Below are 19,379 nucleotides of genomic sequence, written 5' to 3' on the forward strand. Positions count from 1 at the left end.
GTCCGTATTGATGTAACTATATGATATACTTACATCAATACGCTGTTTAGCCCTCGACCGGCGCGTAGTCGGCGGCGTCGACGCGGCCGGGGCGACCCTCGAGCCCGAGCTTGGCGATGCGCGGCAGCGTTTCGCTGATGATTTTTCCCTGCCGGAAGACCATGAGCCGCGTCGCCTTCAGGCGGATTGCCTCGATCGGGTCGCGTGCCTGCAACAAAACGCAATTGGCGGACTTGCCTTCGGCGACCCCGTAGTCGTCGAGGCCCATCGCCTTGGCTGAATTGACGGTGATCGCGTCATAGGCCTGGCGCATGGCGTCAAGCGACGTCATCTGGCCGACATGCACGGCCATGTTCGCCACCTCCAGCATGTCGGCGGCGCCGAGCGAATACCACGGATCCATGCAGCAATCCTGACCGAAGGCGACATTGATTCCCTGGGCGAGAAGCTCCGGCACGCGGGTCATGCCGCGACGCTTCGGATAGGTGTCGTGGCGGCCCTGCAGCGTGATGTTGATCAGCGGATTGGGAATTGCGTGGATCTCCGCCTCCGCCATCAGCGGCAGCAGTTTCGAGACGTAGTAGTTGTCCATCGAATGCATGGAGGTCAGATGCGAGCCGGCGACGCGGCCCTGCAGGCCGAGCCGCACCGTTTCGGCGGCGACCGTCTCGATGTGGCGCGACATCGGATCGTCCGTCTCGTCGCAGTGGAAATCGACGCGCAGACCGCGCTCGGCGGCGATTTCGCAAAGCCGCGTCACGGACCTGGCGCCGTCCTGCATGGTGCGCTCGAAATGCGGAATGCCGCCGACGACGTCGACGCCCATGTCGAGGGCGCGCAAGAGGTTCTTTTCCGCGGTGGGCGAGCGGTAGAGGCCGTCCTGCGGAAAGGCGACGAGCTGCAGGTCGATATAGGGCTTGATGCGTTCGCGTACGTCGACAAGCGCCTCGACGGCGAGCAAACGATCGTCGCAGACATCGACATGGCTGCGGATGGACAACAGTCCTTGAGAGACTGCCAGATCGCAATAGCGCAGCGCCCGCTCGATCACCGCGTCGTGGGTGAGAAGCGGCTTCAGCTCGCCCCACAGCGCGATGCCTTCCAGCAGCGTGCCGGACCGGTTGAGCCGGGGCATGCCCAGGGACAGCGTTGCGTCCATGTGAAAATGCGGGTCGATGAAATGCGGCGAGAGCAGGCGTCCGCCGGCGTCGACGACCCGCGCGGCCTCGCCTTCGACGCCCCTGGCGATCGCCTCGAAGCGGCCCCCGGATATCGCGACGTCGACGCCCTCGCGTCCGTCCGGCAGATTGGCGTTCCTGATCAGGATATCGAACATGCGGCGCATTCCCTTGCGGTGTTTCAGAACCGCGCTATCACTGCATGGCGACGGGCCGGGCCGCAAGGGGTCGCGGCGTCATTAACCGGCGCCGGGTCCGCCGAAACTCTCGACATCGGGGGCGCTTGGCGCTATGCCCGCCCTGACGTGGCGCAGTCTGGGCCAAGTCTGGGCCAAGTCTGGACAGGAAGATCGATGAGCAGCGCAGAAAACAGGCCGGCGCCGAAGCCGGGCGTGATGGAAATTGCAGCTTATGTGCCGGGCAAGGATTCGGCGCCCGGCGTTGCGAAGGTGTACAAGCTTTCAGCCAACGAGACGCCTTTGGGGCCGAGCCCGCATGTGGCCGGCGCGATGGCGGTCGCGCTGGAGCATCCTGAAATCTATCCGGACGGTGGATCGACGAAACTGCGCGAGGCGATCGCCGCGCGGCACGGGTTGAACGCCGCCAATATCGTCTGCGGCAACGGTTCCGACGAATTGCTGGGCCTTCTCTGCCAGACCTATCTCGCGCCCGGCGACGAGGGGATCGTTACCGAACACGGCTTTCTCGTCTACAAGATTCAGATCACCGCCGCCGGCGCGACGCCGGTGACCGTTCCCGAAACCGATCTGCGCGCCGATGTCGACGCGATCCTCGCGGCGGTGACGGAGCGCACCAGGCTGGTCTTCATCGCAAACCCGAACAATCCGACTGGCACCTATCTGCCGGCCGACGAGTTGCGCCGTCTGCAGGCGGGGCTGCCGGGCAACGTGTTATTGGTGATCGACGCCGCTTACGCCGAATATGTGCGACGTAACGACTACGAAGCTGGCGTCGAACTGGTTTCCGGCAGCGAAAATGTCGTCATGACCCGAACGTTTTCGAAGATTTATGGTCTGGCGGGTCTGCGTGTCGGCTGGATGTATGCGCCGCTGGCGGTCGCCGACGCCGTCAACCGGATTCGCGGGCCGTTCAACCTCAACGCCGTCGCTATCGAGGCGGGGGCCGCGGCGATCGCCGACCGTGACCATGTGGACAGGGCCGTCGCCTACAATCTGCGCTGGATCGAGCGTCTGACGACGGAAATCGAGGCGCTGGGCCTGAGCGTCACGCCGTCGGTCGGCAATTTCATTCTCATTCATTTCGGCAATCAACCAGGCAAGTCTGCGGCGGATGCGGATGATTTTCTCTCCGCGCGCGGCCTCGTTCTGCGGCGCGTCACGGCCTATGGCTTTCCGGACGGCTTGCGCATGAGCGTCGGCCCGGAAGAGGCCAACGAAGCGGTGATCGCCGCCCTGAAGGAATTCCTGGACAAGACATGACCACCAAGCAATTCGACAAAATAGCGCTGATCGGCATCGGCCTCATCGGCTCTTCCCTTGCACGCGTCATCCGGCAGAAGGGGCTTGCCGGCACGGTCGCGATCGCCACCCGCTCGTCCGAAACGCTGGAGCGGGCGCATGACCTCGGCCTTGGCGACAGCTATACGACCTCCAGCGCGGAAGCCGTGCGCGACGCCGACCTGGTGATCGTCAGCGTGCCTGTGGGCTCGTCGGAGAAGGTGGCGCGCGAAATCTCAGGCGAACTGAAGGAAGGCGCGATCGTCACCGACGTCGGCTCGACAAAGGAATCCGTCGTCGAGCAGATGAAGCCGTATATTCCCGAACACGCGCATTTCATTCCAGGCCATCCGATCGCCGGAACGGAGCATTCCGGACCGGACGCGGGGTTCGCGACGCTGTTTGAAGGCCGCTGGTGCATTCTTACGCCGCTGCCCAACGCCGACGAGGAAGCGCTGGCCAAGCTGACGACTTTCTGGGAAAGCTGCGGCTCGATGGTCGACCGGATGGATCCGCACCGCCACGACCTGGTGCTCGCGATCGTCTCGCATCTGCCGCAGATCATCGCCTACAACATCGTGGGCACCGCCGACGATCTGGAAACCGTGACGGAATCGGAAGTCATCAAATATTCGGCCTCGGGTTTTCGCGACTTCACGCGGCTCGCCGCCTCTGACCCCACCATGTGGCGGGACGTGTGCCTTCACAACCGGGACGCCATCCTGGAAATGCTGGCGCGCTTTTCGGAGGATTTGTCCTCACTGCAGCGCGCGATCCGCTGGGGCGACGGCGACAAGCTGTTCGACCTGTTCAGCCACACCCGGCATATCCGCAAGTCGATCATCGAGGCGGGCCAGGACGTCGAGGCTCCCGACTTCGGCCGGCATCCGGAATACACGCCGGCGGAGAAGCGCGGCGGTTAGAGACGATTTTCATCGTTGGCCACGCGGACGCGTGGCCACTGGATGCCGGATCAAGTCCGGCATGAGGGTAAACAATTGAATCCGCAACATAAAAACCCTCATTGCGGGCTCGGCCCGCAATCTGGCGGCGCCGCGTCCGCGGCGCGCAAGAAGTAGAAGTTTCGTCGGATGTGGATATGAGCCTGGCCTGCGGCTCACGGCCGATTGGCAGGGTCGGGGATCAGTACCGCCGCGGGCGCAGCGGCGGGATGCGGCCGAGCGTGAAGAAGGCGACCTGAACCTTGCCGCGGCGCACCGTCACCGGGAGCTTGATTTCGCCGGTTCCGGACAGTGTGGATAGGACCGACCGAACGTTTTCGATGGCGCCGGTCGGATCGGGCACGCCGCGCGCCAGCTCCATGACGCCGGCGAGATCGCGGATGCTCAGGTCGAACCGGCCGTCGAGAAGGCCGCGCCGGTCGATCGAGAACGGTCCCTCAACGGCGATCCGGGCGCCATTGTCGAGGGCGACGACGAAGTTCTTCAACGAACCGCTTGCGCCGATCCACGGATAATCCTGCGTTCGCTGGTGTCCCGAAAGGAGCCATGCCCGATCGTCGACGCTGACGTCGAGATCGAGATCGAAGGTCGGAGCTTCGCCAGCGCCCGTTGTGAGCCGCGCGTTGCGCAGCATGGCCGCGAAATCGAGATTGTCGCCGTTCTGACGGGTGTGGAATTCGCTTGTATCCGTTGCGAGCGTCAGGTCGTCGGCGCCATTCGTCAGCACCGCCCGGGTATCCTCGACATGGACCGAGGCGCGATCAAGCCCGTTGAGCCCGAAAACGGTGCTCGACTGCAGCGACCGCCATTCGAAATCGGCGCGGTCGCCGCGCGGCGACACGATAGTGACCGGGCTGTCGAGTTCGGAGATGATGTGGTTGGGATTGTAGACCTGCGCGGCGGTGCGAAACGCGCCCGCCGACAGTTGCGAGGAATCGACCTCGCTGACCGCCGTCACCGAATCACAGAACACGCCGAGGCGGAAGGGAAAGCCGCGCACTTCCATGTCTTCGCAGTCGGCCGCGACGCTGTTGAGCGACAGGTTGGCGAGCACCATTTCGCTGCGCGTCTTGACCTCGCCGGCGAGGTAGAACCACAGGCCGGCATAGCCCCCGAACAACACCACGATAAAAATTGCAAGGTAAATGAGACGTCGAAGATACCGGCCGTCATTCTGCGAAGTGGTCATAGATTCTCCAGCCAATACTTCAATTCGCCTGCGTTTCGAATTATGTGACGGATATGGACGATTTTTGGGTCTTTGGCTACGGGTCGCTGATGTGGCGGCCAGGTTTCGAGTTTCGCGAGGCGCAGCGCGGACGGATCTACGGATACCGGCGCGCGCTGTGCATCCACTCTTTCATTCACCGCGGCACGCCGGAACGGCCGGGGCTAGTGCTCGGGCTCGACCGGGGCGGCTCCTGCACGGGGATGGTGTTCAAGGTTCGCGGGGAGGACCATGAAGAGGTGGTCGCCTATCTGCGCGCCCGCGAAATGACCAACAAGGTCTATATGGAGCGGCATCTGCCGGCCTATCTCGCAAATGGCCAGCAGGTGGAAGCGCTATCCTTCGTGACGGACCGCGCGCATCCGCAATACGCCGGCGCGCTGGAGATCGACGAGGCGGCGCATCGCGTTGCGGTGTCGGAAGGCCAGTCGGGCCACAACGCCGACTACGTGCTGAGCACCGTCAGGCATCTCAGGGAAATGCGGATTCGCGATCACCTGCTTGAGGCGGTGGCCGAACGGCTGGAGCCCGTCAGTTCCTCGTAGCGTTTGCGGGCCGTTTCCGACAGCGGCAGATGCGGATTTTCATCGATCGTTCTGACCAGCAGCTCGTCGGTCGCGGCTTCTGTGACGTCGACCAGTTTTTCCAGGAATGCGTCAGGCTTCATGCCCGGCTGGATCGGCTCCAGAAAGCGAACGTGGATGTGGCCGGGGTAGCGGATGAATTTGCGCCTTGGCCAGAACAGGCCCGGAACCATGGCGACCGGCACGACCGGAACCTGCAGCTGGTCGTAGAGCCGGGCGATGCCGAATTTGTAGACCGGTTCGGCGCCGACCGGGCGTCGCGTGCCTTCCGGATAGATGATGAGCTGGCGGCCGTCAGCCATCTGCTTGCGGGTGCGTTCAAGCACCGCCGGCATGACGCTGGATTTGGCGCCGCGATCGATCGGCACCATCTGCATCTTGATGACGTACCAGCCGAAGAGCGGGATCCAGGTAAGTTCCCGCTTGAGGATGTAGAAGGGATCGTCCAGATGCGGCAGCAGCGCATAGGCGTCCCAGAAGGACTGGTGTTTCGGCGCGATGATGTACGGCCCGTCGGGCAGGTTCTCGAGGCCTTCGATCGAGTAGTCCGTTCCCACGATGACCTTGAGAAGCCAGTGGTTGGACCGCACCCAGTTTTTCGGGATCACCCAAGCGTTTTTCCGCCGCATCAGGAAATAGGCCGGAGAAAAGATGATCATCTGGACAATCAGGTTGAGATAGAAGGCCAGATTGAACAGCATGGAGCGGAGCAGGATCATGGGTGATCTAATCCGTCACCGTGGCCTGCGAGTCAATGCTGCGGGCTGTCGGCTTCCCGGCGGCGTGGGCGACGGAGCGCAGGAATTCGCCGGCGACGTCCGTTCCGGTCGCCAGCCGCAACCGCGCAATCAGATATTTCGCGTATTCCTCGACCAGCGGACGCCAGAGCGCCGGCCTGCGCACCCAGTCATAATTGCGGAATTCGTCCGGAACCACGGGGTAGGGGATGAATTCGACCTCCTCGTCAAGACGGCGCAATTCGATCAGGCTGCGCGGCATGTGATCGCTGCTGGTAACGACGATAACCCGCGTAAAGTTGTTGTCTCTCGCCCATTGGCTGACCTCGAGGGCGTTTCCTTCGGTGTCGAGCGCGTCGTGGCCGATATCCACGCAGCACTCGAACAGCGCCGGTTCCGTGGATGTCAGTTTGCGGATTTGCTCCGCCGTTGTGCTCGGATAGACGCCGGAGATCAGCAATCGGTCAGCCAGCCCCTGATCAAGAAGGTCGAGCGCCTGTTCGATGCGGTGGCTGCGCCCCGTCAGGACGACGATGCCGTCGGCTTCCGCGATGTCCGTCGGCGGCGTGACGGATGTGATTTCGCTGGAAAACCGGAAGAAGCCGCCGACCAGAACGCCGAATCCGAGCACGACGACCCATATGGCGATCACCATGAATGCGCGCAGGATGCGACGAAGCCAGCCGGGCTTTTTCGGCGCTGGCTGGTCTTCCAGTTCGGGATCCTTGTTTTCGACGTCCATGACGATGCCGCAAATGTGTAGGAGAGAATTGTACGCGCTTTGCCGCAGTGTCAATGAACAATGCCCGCTTTGGACGCCGAAGGCCGCCACAGCGCGGTTTGCGCGACGTTTCGCGGTTGTCTGGCTACAGGACGTGACCGGGGTTGGAGCGGATCAGGTCGATTTCCCGAATCGTTTTCATCACGGTGATTCGCGTGGTCAGGGCAGTGAGAAAGGCGATAATGATGACGATCGCGACGATGCCGACATAGCCGCCGGGCCCCACCGAGAAGCCGCCGAACAGGGCGTTTGTCTGGTCCGATTGCGGGGTGGCGAAATTGTTGTTCGCCCAGACGCCCGCTGACGCGAATATGATCGCCGCCGCGATGCCGCCGGCGGTCGCGCCTTTCAGAGCGATGATGAAGAAGTGACGCTGGAAGTGCGATGCGACGAAGCCGGCCTCCGCGCCGACGAAATGCAGCACTTCGACGATGTGGTGATTGCCCGACAGCGCGCCGCGGGTTGCGAAGATCACCGTCAGCACAGTCGCGGCGAAGACGAGCATCAGGATGCATATGCCGATCAGCGTCGTGGTGTTGGCCATGGCGACCAGCCGGTTCACCCATGTGCGGTGGTCGTCGAGGTAGACGTTCGGAAGGGCTTGCGTCAACGCTGTGCGCATCGCCTGAAAATCCGGCGGCGCACCCTCGTCGATGGTGACGATGACCAGCCGGGGCACGGGAAGTTCGTCCAGATCGAGTCCCTCGCCAAGCCAGGGTTCCAGGAGCCGCGAAGTCTCTTCGTCATTGACGATCGTGGCGTCCGTCGCGCCTTCGAACCCGATCGCGATCCGTCGCGCGGTCTCGAGGGCCTGCTGCATGTCGAGCCCGTCCTGCGGCTTGATCTGGATGGTGACTTCCCGCGAAATGTCGCTCTGCCAGGTGTTTGCAGTGTCCTGGACGAGGATGACCGCGCCAAGCGTGAGGCTGGCCAGAAACGACATGATCGAAATCACGAACATGAGCGAGCGACCGGCGATGTTCGCCGCCGGAACGATGGGCGCCGTCGGCCGAAGAACAATCTGCCGGGGTTGCCTCGCGCCGGTTCCGCCGGATGGAGCGCCGCCGTCAGTCATATATATCCAGTCGTCCATGCGACAGGATCATGCGGCGGGCGTCGATCTGGTCCATCAGCGACAGGTCGTGCGTGGCGATGACGACGGCCGTGCCGAGCTTGTTCAGCTCCATGAAAAGGCGCAGCAATCGGCGCGCAAGCGGCGCGTCGACATTGCCCGTCGGCTCGTCGGCGAGCAGGATTTCCGGCTGGTCGATCAGGGCGCGGGCGATCGCCGCGCGCTGCTTCTCTCCGCCGGAAAGAATGGGCGGCAAAACGTTCATCCGCTCACCAAGACCAACCCATTTGAGCAATTCGATGACATCGGTGCGGTAGGTGGATTCCTCGCGGCCCCGCACCCTGAGCGGCAAGGCGACGTTTTCATAGGTCGTCAGATGATCGAGCAGCCGGAAATCCTGGAAGACAATGCCGATGCGCCGGCGCAAGAGCGGCAGTTCCTGCGGGTCGATAGTGGCGATGTCCCGGTCGAAGATCCGGATGAAGCCGCGAGTCGGCTGCAGCGACAGGAACAGGAGCCGCAGCAGCGTTGTCTTTCCTGCGCCGGACGGCCCGGTAAGAAACTGGAACGAGCGCTGCGGAATGTCGAAGGTCAGATCGCGCAGCACTTCCGGGCCCATGCCGTAGCGCAGTCCAACGTTGTCGAAATGAATCAAGTCAGCAGCCTCCCCGTCCGGGTTGCCCTATATGCTGGTTGGTAATCGCTGCGCCGGTCGTTGTGAAAAGACAAGGGTTTCGTATTTGTTAACCGTATCGATTTACCGTCTTGCAGGGAAGGAATCGACATCGGATAGCCTTCCGGGAACGGGATTGCCTGACAAGCTAATGCAATACAGCCACGGCGCCGGTCAATACGATCGCAGCTTTAATGTGGAAAATTCCGGTTCGACCGCCCGCCAACGTGGTCGCCATAGACCGTTCGCCAATCGCGCTGCGGCGGAATCGGCCGTATCGGATGTGATCGACGCCGAATTCGTGCACATAGACGACAATGGGTCTGTGGTGGAAGTCTTTGGCGCGGACGCTGTGAGACCGGTTTCGCCGGGCGATTTTTTCGAAAGACGCGCACATTGCGCCGGTCAAGGCGCCGGTCAAGCCGCAGACGCCGCCGCGCCGGCCGGTTTACCGACGCTTTTCGGCCGGCTCGACCGGATGAGTCCGGTGGGATTTGGCGCACTGGTGGGGCTCGCATCGCTTTGCGTCTTCTGGTTCTTCGGCGGATACGCGCTATTGCAGTAAGCCTTTATTAACCCTGTCTATCGCGGCTTGCAGCCGAATGTTGGGAAAGACGGCGGCGAAACGGTTTCAAATCCCGGGCAATTCATGTAGCTAGCAGCTTCGTCAAACTGTTACGGGGCTCCACGCATGCCGGTCGTACGCGGAAAGAACATCGACATTTTGTACAGCGCGGAAGCAATTCACGCGCGCAATCTCCAGCTGGCGCAGGAAATTGCGACGGCTCCGAAGAACGATCTCCTGGTGATTTCGATCCTCAAGGGCTCTTTCATCTTCGCCGCCGATCTGCTGCGCGCCCTGCACGAAGTCGGTCTTGCCCCGGAAGTCGAGTTCATTACGCTTTCGAGCTACGGCAAGGGAACGACCAGCCGCGGCGTCAAGATCATCAAGGACATCGACAGCGACGTTAAGGATCGTTCGATCCTGCTGATCGACGATATCCTGGAATCCGGAAACACGTTGCGTTTTGCGCGCGACCTGATGTTCGAGCGCGGCGCCAGCGATGTTTCGATCGCCGTTCTGCTCGACAAGCGGTCGCGTCGCCAGGGCGAACTCGACGCTGACCATGTCGGCTTCGAATGCCCGGATTATTTCGTCGTCGGCTACGGCATGGACGTCGCCTACGCGTTCCGGGAACTGCCCTTCGTCGGCGTGGTGACGGGCGACGCCTGAGCGCCTTTGGGCGGCCGCCAACCAAACGTTAATCATGTTGATCGATAGGCCTCGCGAAAAGCCGCCTGCGCGGGGCTGAAACCGACTTCGTTTACCCGCCGACAAGATTTGGATGTTTTGCTGTTTCACACAAGAGGCAACAGGAAGCCCGTTTGGCGACGACGGCTCCAAAGACAATCAGGTAGGTATGGCATGGCAAGAATTCTGATCGCGGAAGACGAGGACGCGCTTCGGCGCTTCGTGAGTCGTGCGCTGCAGATGGACGGACATGAGGTGGTGGAAGTCGCGGACGGCGCAGAAGGCCTGCACTGCCTGCGCGACGGCGAACGCTACGACCTTTTGCTGTCTGATATTCGTATGCCGGAACTGGACGGCATTGCGCTGGCCCATACTGCGGCGATCGAGTTTCCGGCGACGAAGATCCTGCTGATGACGGGCTTCGCCGAACAGCGCGAACGCGCCGACAATCTGGCGCGGATTGTCGTGGACGTCGTGCCGAAACCGTTCAGCCTTCCCGATATTCGTTACGCGGTGGCCGAAGCGCTGTCGCACTGACGCCAGTTCGGCCAGCGGCCGAAACGCTGCCCGCCCGGTCGCCGGAGGCGACCTGTCCCCATTGCAGGTCGGGCCTGCAATGGGGTCGCAGCCTTGGGCGCTGATCAGTTGTTGTTGTCCAGAAGCCGCTCCAGATAGAAGCGCTCCATTTCGGGCCGGAAGGCGTCGCCGAGCCGGTCGCGAATGGCTTCCAGGATCCGGCGGGCGCGCTGGATATCGGCTTCCTCCGGAATCTTGACGTTTTCTCCGAAATCCGGGCCGGTGTTGGCTTGCGGCCTGCCGAGCGGATCGCGGCCCTGCCGATTGGGCGAAGCCTGGCCGTTCATCGGACCCGGGTTCTGGCCCATGGCCTGACGCATCTGGTTCATCATGTCCTGGGCGCCGCGGCGCAGCGCCTGCAGGGCGCGGCCCTGTTCGTCGACGGCGGTCCCGCCTTCGCCTTCACCCAGCGCTTCGCCAGCCTCGCCCATGGCTTCGCCGGCCTCATCGAAGCCTTCGCCGGGCTGAATGCCGAATTCTTCCAGCGCCTGCTGCAATTCGCCAAGCTGCTGCTGCAGCGCGTCCTGCTGTTCCTGCAACTGACGCAGCGCCTCGCGGAGCTGCTCCTCGGTCATGTCGCCCATTTCGCCTTGCTGCTGCTGACCGTTCTCGCCCTGCTGCTGTTGCTGCTGGCCTTCATTGCCGAAAAGCTGCTGTTGCCGGCGCTGCCTCAGCGCCTGTTCGAGATCGAAGGTCTCTTCCATCAATTGCTGCTGGCGCTGCATCAGTTCGCCGAGTTCGTCCATCCGCTGGCGCATGGGATTGTCGCCCTGGGCCTGCTGATGCTGGCCTGTCTGCAGATTGTTCATCATGCGCTGCAGTTCCGACAGCAATTGCTGCGCCTGATCGCGCGCGCCGGATTGCGCCAGATTCTCGATCTGGTCGAGCAGGCGGTCGATGTCCTGTTGGCGCAGAATGTTCTGCATGGATTGCGGCGGCATTTGCTGGGCCATCTCGGGGTTCTGCTGCATGGCCTGCGCCAGCGCCTCGAGGAATTCCTGCATGGCTTCGCGCAACTCGTCCATCAACGCCTGAATGGTTTCGTCGTCCGCGCCGTTTTCAAGCGCCTCGGAGAGGGCGCGCTGGGCGTCGCGCAGACGCCGTTCGGCGAAGGAGAGGTCGCCGTCCTCGATGCCGATGGCGATGTCCCACATGTAGTCCGCCGCGTCGCGCAGCATGTCGTCGTCGAAGGCTTGGCGCATGCGGGCGCGCGCCGACTTGATGAGAAGGTAATGCGTCGTGTTGTCGATGGTTTCTTCCGCCGCCATGGTCAGGGCGTCGTTGAACTCCACCGCCCGGTCGAGATCGTTTGTGTCGAGACTGAGGATCTGGCGCTGCTCGGCGACGGAACCGGCGAGCAGATTGTAGAAGGTCCTGGCCGGCAGGATCGTTTCGACCGTCTCGCTACGTCCCTCCTGGCCGGTTGCGTCGGTTGCGACGAGCGTGATCTTCACGGCTTTGCCGGCCATCGGATGTTCCGTCAGGTCACGGCTTTCGCGACCCTTGCGGGACCGGGCATTGCGTTTCGGCACCGTCAATTCGTATTCCGGCAGGTCGTAGAGTGGATTGGCGTCGTCGGCGGAGGGCTCGACGGGCAGGATTTCGGCGCGGGCGGATTCGAGGCCGTAATCGTCGCTGGCGGAAAAGGCAATCTCCAGCGCGCCGTTGGCGGCGGCCGCTGGATCCGCCTCGAAGGCGATGACCGGCGCTTCGTCGGCCAGCAGGTCAAAGGTCCAGCCATGGATAGGCGCTTCGGCCTGGCGTATCTCGAGCCGGCCGCTGTCTGGAATCGGAAAACGATAATTGCGCGCCGCCGCCGTGGCGACGCCGTCCTCGTTTTCTTCCTCCCCGATTGTTTCCTCATTGTAGGCGACTGCCTCCGAGCCCTGGCCGCCGACGATGCGCACAAGCACCTCGCTGCCTTCGGGAACGGTGATGATGTCTGGCAGGCCGATTTCGCCGCCAGTGAGAAACAGCGGCGCCTTGCCGGTGTAGGCCGGGGGCGTCACCCAGGCGTCAATGCGGATACCGGCGAGATTTTCTGTTCGGGCGTGGCTCGTAAAGGCGTCTCCAAGCCGGCCGGAATGGTTCGACCAGGAATAGCCAAAGGCGGCGACGAGCAGCAACGCGACGAGCGCCCGAACGCCCCATGGGTCAGCGCGGGGCGTATCGGGCTTCGGCGCATGCACATGCACATCGTCGAGCCTGTCATACATGCGCTGCTTGTGGGTTTGCCAAAGCACCCGCGCAAACTCGGAGTCGTTTTCCAGCCGGTCCGACTGGACGGCGATCGCCTGGTGGGCGATACGGTTGTCTTTCTCGAGGCGCCTTGTGGCCTCCTGTGCGTCGGGCCAGCGCAGACGACGAAGCGGAACGAGGCTTGCCAGGAACGCCGCCAGCATAGCGGCCAGCGAGGCGATGCGCGCCCAGTCGGGCACGGCGCGAAAATAACCGATCCAGGACAGTATCGCGAAGAGGGCGAGAACGCCGAAAGCAGGCAGCAACCTGGGCCACAGCCGCTCAAGAAAAATCACGACGCGCGTAAACTGACGGCTGACGGAAATTCGCGCCAACCGGCTGACTTTGGAGGCTGCTTCGTTCGAAGCTTCGTTCTGGTTCATCGCCACAGTCCCTCTGCGCCATAAAGAATAGCACTCTTTTGGGCGATGGCGAGGCCGGCAACGAAATTGTGACCTACCGCAACGCTTTATTCCGTGGTTATTTCAGCCAGTCGGGAATGGAATCGAGGCCGATCAGATCCTCATAGGTCGGGCGCGGGCGAACGACGTGATAGCTGTCGCCCCTGACCAGAACCTCCGGCGCGAGCAGGCGGGTGTTGTAGGTGGAGGACTGGACCGCGCCGTAGGCGCCAGCCGTTCCAACCGCGATCAGGTCGCCCTGCTTCAGCTCCGGCAGAGACCGCTCGCGGGCGAGAAAGTCGCCGCTTTCGCAGACCGGGCCGACGACGTCGACGACGATATGCGGCGTATCCGCCGGCGGCAGGACCACCGGCCGGATGTCGTGCCATGCGTCGTAGAGGGTCGGCCGGATGAGATCGTTCATGGCCGCGTCGACAATTGCGAAATTGCGAGCGTCGCCGTGCTTCATGTAAAGCACCTCGGCGACCAGAATTCCGGCGTTTCCGGCGATCATGCGGCCGGGTTCGAAGATAACCTGGCAGTCGAGCTGGCGCACCTGTTCCAGCACGACGTCGGCATAGGCGCGCGGATCGGGCGGCGGTTCGTTGTCTGACCGATAGGGGATGCCGAGCCCGCCGCCGACGTCGACGTGCCGGATGGCGTGGCCCGCCGCGCGCAGCTTGCCCACGATCTCCTTCAGAAGCAGGAAGGCGTCGCCATAGGGCTTCAGATCTGTGATCTGGCTGCCGATATGCATGTCGATGCCGGTGATCTCGACGCCGGGCATGGCGGCGGCGCGCGCATAGACAGCTTCGGCGTGTTCGAGGGAAATGCCGAACTTGTTTTCCTTCTTGCCGGTCGAGATCTTGGCGTGGGTGCGGGCGTCGACATCCGGGTTGATTCGAAAGGAGACCGGCGCGCGCTTGCCGAGCGCCTGGGCGCGCGCGTTGATCATGTCGAGTTCGGGTTCGGACTCTACGTTGAAGCAGAGAATGCCGACTTCAAGGCCGAAATCGATTTCGGCCGCCGTCTTGCCGACGCCGGAAAAGACGATCTTCGACGGCTCAATGCCGGCGGCAAGCGCGCGACGCAACTCACCTTCCGACACGACGTCGGCGCCTGCGCCCATTTGCGCCAGGGTCATCAGGACGGCCTGGTTGGAGTTGGCCTTCATGGCGTAGCAGACAAGCGCGTCGATATCCGAAAAGGCCTCGGCGAAGACACGATAGTGGCGCGTCAGCGTCGCAGTCGAATAGCAATAGAAAGGGGTGCCGACCGCGCGCGCAATGTCGGGAATGCTGACGCCCTCGGCATGCAGGACGCCGTCTCGATACTCGAAATGATTCACGGTTTTCGGCCTACTGGATCAGCGGATCGAGAATGAACGGTTTGTCGGGGTTTCCGCGTTTGCGCTTGCCTTCTTCGCCTTCCCCTTGCGGGCCGGCGCTTGCCGATTGCGGACCGCCGGGGCCTGCAGACTGATCAGCGGTTCCGCCTTTGGCGTCGTCGGCGGCGCGTTCGCGCGGCAGCTGCCTCGGATTGGGATCAGGCAGTCTCAGCTCGTTCTTTCGACCGCATCCTGCGGCGATCAACGCAATCATGGACAGGACGGCGGCCATCTTCAAATAGGTTACAGCGGTCTTCATACGTTCGCACCTGCCCGATATGCAGTCATTCGAAATAAACCCAGAGATCTTGTAGCGAAGTTCGCGGCGATTGTGCACCCTGCATTTTGCCTAATTACAGATGCTTGCGCCACCAGGTGATTTGCCGGCGCACTTCATCAGGCGCGGCGCCGCCGAAACTGGTGCGGCTTGCGACGGAGGCTTCGACGCTCAGCACCGAATAGACGTCGTCGGTGATGGCGTCGTTGATGGACTGCAGGTCGGCGAGTTCGAGCCCGGACAGGTCGCATCCCTTCTCTTCCGCCAGCGCCACCGCCTGCCCTGTGACATGGTGGGCCTCGCGGAAGGGCAGGCCTGCCACGCGGACCAGCCAGTCGGCGAGATCGGTGGCGGTGGAATAACCGGCGCCTGCGGCGTGGCGCATGGCGTCCGGCAGCACCTGCAGGTCGCGGATCATGCCGGTCATGGCGGCGATTGCGAGTTCAAGCGTGGCGGCGGCGTCAAAGACCTGCTCCTTGTCCTCCTGCATGTCCTTGGAGTAGGCGAGCGGCAGGCCCTTCATGACAGTGAGAAGCGCAATGAGAGCGCCGTTGATACGGCCGGTCTTGGCGCGCACGAGTTCGGCGGCGTCGGGATTCTTCTTCTGCGGCATGATGGACGAGCCTGTCGAAAAGGCGTCCGACAGCCGGACGAAACCGAATTGCGGCGTCGACCAGATGACGATCTCTTCCGCCAGCCGCGAAAGATGCGTGCCGCAAATCGCCGCAGCCGACAGGAACTCCAGGGCGAAATCGCGGTCCGACACGGTGTCGATGGAGTTGCGGGTCGGGCCGGAAAAGCCGAGCGCCCTGGCCGTCTGGTGGCGATCGATCGGAAAGCCCGTGCCGGCCAGCGCGGCGGCGCCGAGCGGGCATTCGTCCAGCCGGGCAAGCGCGTCGCGCATGCGCGAGCGGTCGCGGGAAAACATTTCGACATAGGCCATGCAATGGTGGCCAAACGTCACCGGCTGCGCCGTCTGGAGGTGCGTGAAGCCGGGCATGACGGTGTCGGCGTGCTCTTCGGCCTTGTCGAGGAAGGCCGCCATCAGCGCGCCGAGCGCCGCCACCGATTTCTCCAGTTCCGCGCGCACCCACATGCGGAAATCGACGGCGACCTGATCGTTGCGCGAGCGCGCGGTGTGCAGCCGGCCTGCCGCAGGGCCGACAAGGTCGGCGAGACGCGACTCGATGTTCATGTGAATGTCTTCGAGCTGTCGCGAAAATGTGAAGGTTCCGGCATTGATTTCGGACAGTATTGTGTTCAAACCGGCGACAATCCGGTCGCGGTCGTCGCCGGAGACGATGCCGGTGTCGGCCAGCATGGCGACATGGGCGAGCGAGCCTTCGATATCCTGCGCCGACAGCTTGCGGTCGAAATCGATGGATGCATTGATTTCTTCCATGATGGCGTCGGGGCCGGAGGCGAAACGCCCGCCCCACATCTGGTTGGAGGTTTTACCGGTCATGAATGAAGATACTCCGGAGAAGACGTCGATGGCGGCTCTAAAACACAGCAAGCGGTTCCCGGTCAGGACAATCGGCCTCGCCGTTGTCCTGGTAGTGCTCGCCGGCGCTGTTGCGGTATACGTGAACCAGGCGCCTTCTGGCAACACGCCAGATCAGGCGGCGGTAGCGGTTTCCGATTGTTCTGCGGCTGGCGACCTTGGCCGCAGGATAGCGCCGCTTGCCGTGGGCGACATCGCGGCGATGGGCGTCGTGGACGCGCCCCAGTCGGTTTCCGGGCTGGCCTTCGACGGACCGGACGGAACGCCGATGACGCTGGGCGATCTTGCCGGCAAGACGCTGCTGGTCAATCTCTGGGCGACCTGGTGCGTGCCCTGCCGAGAGGAGATGCCGACGCTCGACAGCCTGCAGGCCGAACTGGGCGGCGAGGACTTCGAGGTCGTGGCGATCAATATCGATACCGGCGGAGACGAAAAACCGAAGACTTTTCTCGACGGGATCGGGATCCAGGATCTGGCGTTCTATCGCGACAATTCAATGGACGTCTTCAACGAGTTGAAGAAACAGGGCCACGCGGTGGGTTTGCCTGCGACGCTGCTGATCGACGAGAACGGCTGTCCCGTCTCTCGCATGTTCGGCCCCGCCAACTGGTCCGGCGAAGACGCGAAGGCCTATCTTCGGGCGGCCATGGGGCCGAAGGGCGAGGTTTAGGGGGTAAAATCAGGAGCCGTCGTCGCTATCGTCGAGCCGCAGTCCGGTCTTCTCCTCGACATAGCGCACGAAAGCGGTGACGGGCGCGCCCGGTCCGAGCTTCTCATCCGCGTCTTCCCACATGGCGCGTCCTGCTTCGAGAAACGGCAGGTCGAGACCCAGTTCGCGGCCGAGGCGCGTTGCGATCTCGACATCCTTGTGCATGAGCGAGAGCTTGAAGCCGTCCTCGAATTTTCGGTTCAGCACATCCTGATGCAGACGCTCGGTTGTCCAGAAACTCTGGCCGGTGGACACGTTGAGGACATCCGCCATGGCGGATGGATCCAGACCGTAGGCCTTGCCGATCAACATTGCCTCCGTCGTTCCGATGACGGTCATGGCGGTGATGATGTTGTTGATGGTCTTCATCGCATGACCTGCGCCCAGCGGACCGACATGGTGGGTCGCCTTGCCCATAACGTCGAGGAGCGGCCTCGCCCGGGCGACATCGGCGTCCGATCCGCCGACCATGAAGACAAGCGTGGCGCTTTCCGCCCCCCAACTGGCGCCGGAAACAGGCGCGTCGACCATCGATACGCCTTTGTCCGCCAGCCGCTGCGCTGTTTCGCGGGTCAGCCACGGTTCGGCGGAACTCGTGTCGACGAAAAGCGAACCCGCCTTGCAGACGGTCAGGATTTCATCGACCACCGACGCCACCACGCCGCCATGCGGCAGCATGGTGATGATGATATCGGCGTCGCGCGCGGCGTCCACCGCCGACGATTTCCGATCCACGTCCTTTCCCACATTGGGGTCCGGGTCGTAACCGACCACATTGTAACCCGCGGTGGCGAGATTTCGGGCCATGGCGCCGCCCATGACGCCGAGCCCGATGAAACAGATCTGCATTGTTGCTCCCTCCAATCGCCGAATCAGTTCGGACGCGCCCCCTGCGACCAGACTGAAAGCGGGTGTTCGAGGCCCCGGATCGCCTGATCCGGATGCAGCTCGAGCGCATCGAATTCACCGCCGTCGCCATGCCCGTTGCGTTCGGATTTCGCCTTGCAAACGAGATCGTCGCTGACGACGAGACTGCACTGGAGATTGCGCGTCAGCGCCTCCAGCCGGCTTGCTGCGTTGACCGTTGTGCCGATGACGGCGAATTCCAGACGATTGGCGCCGATGTCGCCAAGCACGACCGGACCGTAGTGCAGACCGAAGCCGGCCCTGATTTCCGGCAGTCCGTGAGCGCTGCGAAGGCGGTTGAATTCCTCCAGGCTCTTCATCATCGCCTGGGCGCAGCAGAGCGCGTTGTAGGCGTCTTCGTCGCCGGCGACCGGCGTGCCGAATGTCGCCATCAGCCCGTCGCCGAGATATTTGTCGAGTGTGCCGCCAAACCGGAAGACCTCGCGCTCCATCCGTCCGTGGAATTCGCGCAGCATGCGGATCACCTCTTCCGGCTCCTGCCCGTCGGAGAGTTTGGTGAAGCCGACGATGTCGACGAAAAGCACCGCCACATTCTGGGTGCGGACCTGTTTCAGCGGATCGTCATTCTGCGACAGTTCCTCGACGACATTGGGAGAGAAGTATCGGGCGAGATTCGTGCGCTCCCGCTCGACCGCCGCGTGGCTGCGCAACAGGTCTCCGGCGCGCCTCACCGCCAGGGCGAGCGTGCCGGCCACGAGCAGGAAGGCGACGAGTTCCTGGAAGCGCAGGCCGAAGTCGATGGCGTTGGGATCGAGCATATGCGCAAGCTGGAGGTCCGGAGCGAACAGGGCGTAGATCGCCTCACTCCACCCCGGGTGCGCATTGGGAAAGAAGTAGATGTAGGCGATGCCCAGAATCCAGAGCCCTGTCGTCCAGGAGGCGAAGGCGAAGAACGTCCGCCAGGAATAGTGCAGCGTGCCTGCCGCAAGGAGTACGAAGAAGAAGATAAAAGCGTTGAAACGGTATTGCATCGCATTCGGCCAGTCGAAACTGTCGAATGGATTCGGGACGACCGTTATCATCGTCATAAGCACAAGGTCGCAGAGAAGCAGGAACAGTTCCGCCCGCGACTGGCCCACGGTGCCGACCTTGAGTTGCGCCCAGCCGATGAGCGTAAAGAGGACGAGGTACATATGATAGTAGAGAACCGCCCAATGCGGGTTCACGATCGGCAGCATGACGGCGATGATCGCCATCGCAATCCATCGCGCCTGCACGGCGAGCAGCAGACCTGATTGCTTTGCCCTGACCAGGGCGGCGTCGGCATAGGCTTCTGCTTCGCGTTTCGACTCTGCGAATGTGTCCTGCGTAAACTGGGTTAGCGGGACGCCAGGCGGTTCGGCGAATGCGGTCACGATCTCTGCCCTCCATCGTGGATTGCGCGGGTAACATATGGGTTGGCGACTGACCAATAC

19 protein-coding genes are annotated in these 19,379 nt (G+C 62.8%); 7 read left to right on the plus strand and 12 right to left on the minus strand.

Translation table 11 applies throughout. The annotated features are described in order from the left end of the window. Positions 1-46: 46 nt before the first annotated feature. On the minus strand, positions 47-1,336 hold the full coding sequence (locus K1W69_RS26460; protein WP_220231501.1) for an amidohydrolase family protein: 1,290 nt from the start codon (positions 1,334-1,336) through the stop codon (positions 47-49). 195 nt (positions 1,337-1,531) lie between these two features. On the opposite strand from K1W69_RS26460, the gene hisC reads away from it, so the two are divergent. Both hisC and K1W69_RS26470 read left to right on the plus strand, forming a co-directional pair. Next, entirely contained in the window at positions 1,532-2,638 is a 1,107-nt protein-coding gene (hisC, locus tag K1W69_RS26465) for a histidinol-phosphate transaminase (protein WP_220231502.1), read from the plus strand. Continuing rightward, positions 2,635-3,579: a prephenate/arogenate dehydrogenase family protein gene (locus K1W69_RS26470; RefSeq protein ID WP_220231503.1), complete on the plus strand. Its 945-nt coding sequence runs from the start codon at positions 2,635-2,637 to the stop codon at positions 3,577-3,579. Before hisC ends, K1W69_RS26470 begins: the two co-directional genes overlap by 4 nt. A gap of 220 nt (positions 3,580-3,799) precedes the next feature. Here the strand turns inward: K1W69_RS26470 and K1W69_RS26475 are convergent, their stop codons facing one another. Next, positions 3,800-4,807 (minus strand): DUF2125 domain-containing protein, encoded by a 1,008-nt coding sequence (locus K1W69_RS26475; protein ID WP_220231504.1) that lies wholly within the window; start codon positions 4,805-4,807, stop codon positions 3,800-3,802. Between the two features lie 53 nt (positions 4,808-4,860). On the opposite strand from K1W69_RS26475, the gene K1W69_RS26480 reads away from it, so the two are divergent. Then, positions 4,861-5,391: a gamma-glutamylcyclotransferase gene (locus K1W69_RS26480; protein WP_220231505.1), complete on the plus strand. Its 531-nt coding sequence runs from the start codon at positions 4,861-4,863 to the stop codon at positions 5,389-5,391. Here the strand turns inward: K1W69_RS26480 and K1W69_RS26485 are convergent. From K1W69_RS26485 to ftsE, 4 genes are all read right to left on the minus strand, one after another. After that, positions 5,340-6,149 carry a lysophospholipid acyltransferase family protein gene (locus K1W69_RS26485; RefSeq protein WP_220231506.1) on the minus strand — a complete coding sequence of 270 codons (810 nt, stop codon included), beginning with the start codon at positions 6,147-6,149 and terminating at the stop codon, positions 5,340-5,342. The genes K1W69_RS26480 and K1W69_RS26485 overlap by 52 nt on opposite strands. Before the next feature lie 7 nt (positions 6,150-6,156). Further along, complete coding sequence (locus K1W69_RS26490; RefSeq protein WP_220231507.1) at positions 6,157-6,909, minus strand: YdcF family protein; 753 nt, start codon at positions 6,907-6,909, stop codon at positions 6,157-6,159. 124 nt (positions 6,910-7,033) lie between these two features. Beyond that, the gene (locus K1W69_RS26495) at positions 7,034-8,023 is read right to left on the minus strand and encodes a cell division protein FtsX (RefSeq protein ID WP_220231558.1); all 990 of its coding nucleotides are present in this window, start codon (positions 8,021-8,023) and stop codon (positions 7,034-7,036) included. Further along, positions 8,016-8,675: a cell division ATP-binding protein FtsE gene (gene ftsE, locus K1W69_RS26500; protein ID WP_220231508.1), complete on the minus strand. Its 660-nt coding sequence runs from the start codon at positions 8,673-8,675 to the stop codon at positions 8,016-8,018. The genes K1W69_RS26495 and ftsE overlap by 8 nt, the downstream gene beginning before the upstream one ends. A gap of 154 nt (positions 8,676-8,829) precedes the next feature. On the opposite strand from ftsE, the gene K1W69_RS26505 reads away from it, so the two are divergent. The 3 genes from K1W69_RS26505 to K1W69_RS26515 all read left to right on the plus strand — a co-directional run bounded on the left by K1W69_RS26505 (position 8,830) and on the right by K1W69_RS26515 (position 10,482). Continuing rightward, on the plus strand, positions 8,830-9,258 hold the full coding sequence (locus K1W69_RS26505) for a hypothetical protein (protein ID WP_220231509.1): 429 nt from the start codon (positions 8,830-8,832) through the stop codon (positions 9,256-9,258). 126 nt (positions 9,259-9,384) lie between these two features. After that, positions 9,385-9,927 (plus strand): hypoxanthine phosphoribosyltransferase, encoded by a 543-nt coding sequence (gene hpt, locus K1W69_RS26510; protein ID WP_220231510.1) that lies wholly within the window; start codon positions 9,385-9,387, stop codon positions 9,925-9,927. A gap of 192 nt (positions 9,928-10,119) precedes the next feature. Further along, positions 10,120-10,482 (plus strand): response regulator, encoded by a 363-nt coding sequence (locus K1W69_RS26515; RefSeq protein ID WP_220231511.1) that lies wholly within the window; start codon positions 10,120-10,122, stop codon positions 10,480-10,482. A 104-nt stretch (positions 10,483-10,586) separates the two neighbouring features. Here the strand turns inward: K1W69_RS26515 and K1W69_RS26520 are convergent, their stop codons facing one another. The 4 genes from K1W69_RS26520 to argH form a co-directional block, all read right to left on the minus strand. Beyond that, on the minus strand, positions 10,587-13,142 hold the full coding sequence (locus tag K1W69_RS26520; protein WP_220231512.1) for a TIGR02302 family protein: 2,556 nt from the start codon (positions 13,140-13,142) through the stop codon (positions 10,587-10,589). Positions 13,143-13,239: 97 nt separating this feature from the next. Next, a complete protein-coding gene (gene lysA, locus K1W69_RS26525; RefSeq protein WP_220231513.1) occupies positions 13,240-14,508 on the minus strand; it encodes a diaminopimelate decarboxylase in 1,269 nt (422 codons plus the stop codon). Between the two features lie 10 nt (positions 14,509-14,518). Continuing rightward, on the minus strand, positions 14,519-14,806 hold the full coding sequence (locus K1W69_RS26530; protein WP_220231514.1) for a hypothetical protein: 288 nt from the start codon (positions 14,804-14,806) through the stop codon (positions 14,519-14,521). Positions 14,807-14,900: 94 nt separating this feature from the next. After that, positions 14,901-16,289 carry an argininosuccinate lyase gene (argH, locus tag K1W69_RS26535; protein WP_220231515.1) on the minus strand — a complete coding sequence of 463 codons (1,389 nt, stop codon included), beginning with the start codon at positions 16,287-16,289 and terminating at the stop codon, positions 14,901-14,903. Between argH and tlpA the strand changes: the two genes are divergently transcribed. Continuing rightward, positions 16,288-16,998 carry a thiol:disulfide interchange protein TlpA gene (tlpA, locus tag K1W69_RS26540; RefSeq protein WP_258571394.1) on the plus strand — a complete coding sequence of 237 codons (711 nt, stop codon included), beginning with the start codon at positions 16,288-16,290 and terminating at the stop codon, positions 16,996-16,998. The two genes, argH and tlpA, sit on opposite strands and share 2 nt — an antisense overlap. 9 nt (positions 16,999-17,007) lie before the next feature. Here the strand turns inward: tlpA and K1W69_RS26545 are convergent, their stop codons facing one another. Next, a complete protein-coding gene (locus K1W69_RS26545) occupies positions 17,008-17,886 on the minus strand; it encodes an NAD(P)-dependent oxidoreductase (protein ID WP_220231516.1) in 879 nt (292 codons plus the stop codon). 23 nt (positions 17,887-17,909) lie between these two features. Continuing rightward, entirely contained in the window at positions 17,910-19,319 is a 1,410-nt protein-coding gene (locus K1W69_RS27360; RefSeq protein ID WP_220231517.1) for an adenylate/guanylate cyclase domain-containing protein, read from the minus strand. Positions 19,320-19,379: the final 60 nt, after the last annotated feature.

Source organism: Flavimaribacter sediminis, from assembly GCF_019492055.1.
GTDB lineage: Bacteria > Pseudomonadota > Alphaproteobacteria > Rhizobiales > Rhizobiaceae > Flavimaribacter > Flavimaribacter sediminis.